Below are 3,018 nucleotides of genomic sequence, written 5' to 3' on the forward strand. Positions count from 1 at the left end.
GCAACGAGTCGCTGCTTAATGTGCGTTGCGTGCTTATCCAGGGTATCGGGTAAGTGCCAGCCCCTGAGATGAACTGGCTATCAATGTGCGGTGTGCCGCAACCCTCGCTTTGCAGTGAAATCTGGCTGGGCTCGGTAGAGCGATTGACGATATTGCTGACCCAGTAAGCGCGATTGTGATCAATGTCATATTCCGGGTAGGCCTGGGCCGGATCATAGTAGTAACTGATGCTGCTGGGTCGGGTGACGGCCACTCGGTTGGCGCTGTAATTGGCCATCTTCTGCCATTCATCCAGCAGAATATAGGTCAGGTGTTCTGCGGGCAGATGGAGATAGAACACATAGTCTGAATTTCCGGCCACATACTTTTCCTGCAGTGCCAGAGCGGTAGTGACATGAACCAGTTCATCCGCCGCACTGTAGGCATTGGCCACCGGGATATGCTCCAGGTTGCCAAGGTAATCCAGCACATTGTCTTCCGCGCCGATGCTGAACTCCTGCTGTAGTTCCTGGAATGCAGACAGGGGGGCATCCAGCAGCTCAATACCGGTCAGCTCTGCCAGGGAGTCTAATAGGGTTCTTTCCAGCGGCAGGTTCAACAGGCTGCCGGTAAAGCCCACCCAGTTCACGCCGGCAGCGTAATCCTGTGGATACAGTGCCGCCATTCTCAGCGTGCCGTAGCCGCCCATGGAATAGCCGCTCACCAGTACCTTGCGGTTGTCGATCGGGTAGTTTGCTTCCACGTCCGCGCGAACATCCAGCACATCACGCTCCGAGAGTCCGGTATAGAAGCCCCGCGGCCCACGGCCCAGGGGGGCGGCAAGAATGCGGTTGTTGGCATCGGCAAAGGATGTCTGGAAATTGCCTTGGTTGATCTGGCTGGCATGGTTGGCTTCGCAGCCGTGCAATACCAGTTGCAGCTCGTGGGGGCCGTCCTGCTCCGGCACGTAAAAACCGTAGGGCTGGTATTTCCCCAGGTAATGAAAATACTGGTCGCAGGGCAGGCCGGTATCACCCTGGCGGCCGGGGACGCCGCGCAGTGATACCCCTTCGCCGGGGGGGAGGGTGTATTGGGAGGTGTAAACGCGCTGCTGAAAACCGGTCACCGGCTCTGCCGCTCGGGTGGTGCCGTTCTCGAGATCGCTGCGTGAAACCACTTCCCCGAAAACGGAAATGTCGCCGCTGCCGAGTGCCTGCGACTGCTTGTCTTCCCAGAAATTGCCCGCGTCGGGAAGAATCTGTTCCGGGACCGAAGCCGCCCGGGCGGATTCATGGGGACCACGGAAAGCCACATTCATCACCGTGCCGTCGTTCTGCGCCACCACAGCCTGAATGCGCCACTGCTCGGTATCTGGCGCAGGAATCCGGCCAGCAATAATGTTGTTGATCGGGTCACCTTCAGCGAAGGTGTAGAGCTCTTCCCAGCCGTCACTGCGTATGCCCAGGCCCGGCCAGACGCCGCCACCGGTACTGCTGTCGTTGTCAGTATCAATGGCGATGACGGCGAGGCTGTCATCACTGCCATACAGGGTATTCAGCTCGACGCGCACAGACAGTTCATCGCCATCCAGTGATAGGGCCAGAGAGACCAAATCTGCGGTGTTTTCCATGCCGGCAGGGTAGCGTTGATCGCCCGCTGTGGGGGATAGCAGTCCCGGTGTGTTGGCAACCGGGTTGAACGCGCCACCACCCCGTGACAACAGGTTCATGACGGTCAAGGGTGACAGGCCCACCAGGCCGGTATCCGCCCCGTAGTCATCGTAGATATAGTCCCGATAGATAAAGGTGCCGTCGCACAGCTCCGTGGTGCCTGCCACCCAGCTGTCTCGCTGGCAATCCACCGGCATGTCGGGCGGTGGCGCGGGCAGGTTGGGCGTGGGGGTTTGCGGGGTCGAGCCAGGTGTCTGCGACACGTTGTCAGAGCTGCCGCCGCCACCGCAGGCGGTAACAAGCAGTGCCAGACTGGCGATGGATGCGTAATGTTTTTTCATAATTATTATCCGCTTGTGGGGGCAACGACGGGAGGCAACCGGATATGCGATGGGGTGTGCCAGTTGGGGGCTGCTAAGTCGCACGTTAGCGCGAATTGGAAGCGCGCAGTATCGCGATGCTGACGGGGTGCCGCAGGGAAGTTGCCGCTGCCGAACTGTGTTTTTATGACTGATTTTATTCTGTTCTTAAGAAAACGTTTTTATAGCCATTTACTGCGATGTTTTGTAATGGAATTGTTTCCCGGTCTGCCAGCCCGATTAACTGACACCGCTGGTGCCCTGATAGTGCACCCTACGCAGTGGGTTACGTTTGGGTGCCTGCGTGCAAGGGGCCAAGGTGTGACGGTACGTTGTCTTGCGCTACGCTGACGCCATGAAGATGCCACCCGCACCGGTTCGCTTGGCTCCCCTGGCCTGGGTCACCGCCCTGTTGCCGCTGGTGACCATGCATGTCTGTTACCTGCTGTCTGCCAGTGAGCAGCTGGTCCCCTGGTGTCTGCCCTGGTTCGAAGGCTGCACCAGTATTTCCCGGGCATCCCGTTCCGGTACCGCCTATTTCGTTTTCAAGGCCGGTATGTTGCCCGCCTGCGTGTGCATGATGCTGTTCTGGTGGGCCAACCGTTACTGGCTGCGCCACATGCAGGTAGAGCCGACAATCTGGTGGTGGCTGGGGATGCTGGCGGCACTGCCGTTGGCGCTCTATACGGTAGTGCTTGGCCATGCCGGAGATACCCCCTATATGCTGCGCCGGATCGGGGTGGTGGGATTTTTCGGCCTGACGTTTCTGGCCCAGCTGGGGTTGAGCGCGGCGCTGCGGCACAGTCCGCTGTCAGCGTCGGGGAGATCGCTGCTGCGGTTATGCGGTTTTACCCTGTTGGTGGGAATCGCGTCGCTGATACTGGGTGTAATCTGGCCCGAGCACTACGACACCATGGATGACGGGTTTGAATGGGCCCTGGCAGTGTTGATCAACCTGCATACTTTGTGGGTGGCATGGCTGTGGCAGCGCAGTGGGTTTGCGGTGAACT

The 3,018-nt window shown here is 59.1% G+C and carries 2 protein-coding genes; one reads left to right on the plus strand and one right to left on the minus strand.

What is annotated here, in order from left to right; translation table 11 throughout:
• Positions 1 to 1,990: hypothetical protein (locus ACFE0K_RS01580; protein WP_434534390.1), on the minus strand; the 1,990-nt coding region annotated here is incomplete at its 3' end.
• Between the two features lie 355 nt (positions 1,991 to 2,345).
• Here ACFE0K_RS01580 and ACFE0K_RS01585 point away from each other — a divergent pair.
• Positions 2,346 to 3,018 (plus strand): hypothetical protein (locus ACFE0K_RS01585; protein WP_434534391.1); only part of this gene is annotated, 673 nt, incomplete at its 3' end.

This window comes from Alcanivorax sp. (genome assembly GCF_051117345.1).
In the GTDB taxonomy this organism is placed as follows: domain Bacteria; phylum Pseudomonadota; class Gammaproteobacteria; order Pseudomonadales; family Alcanivoracaceae; genus Alcanivorax.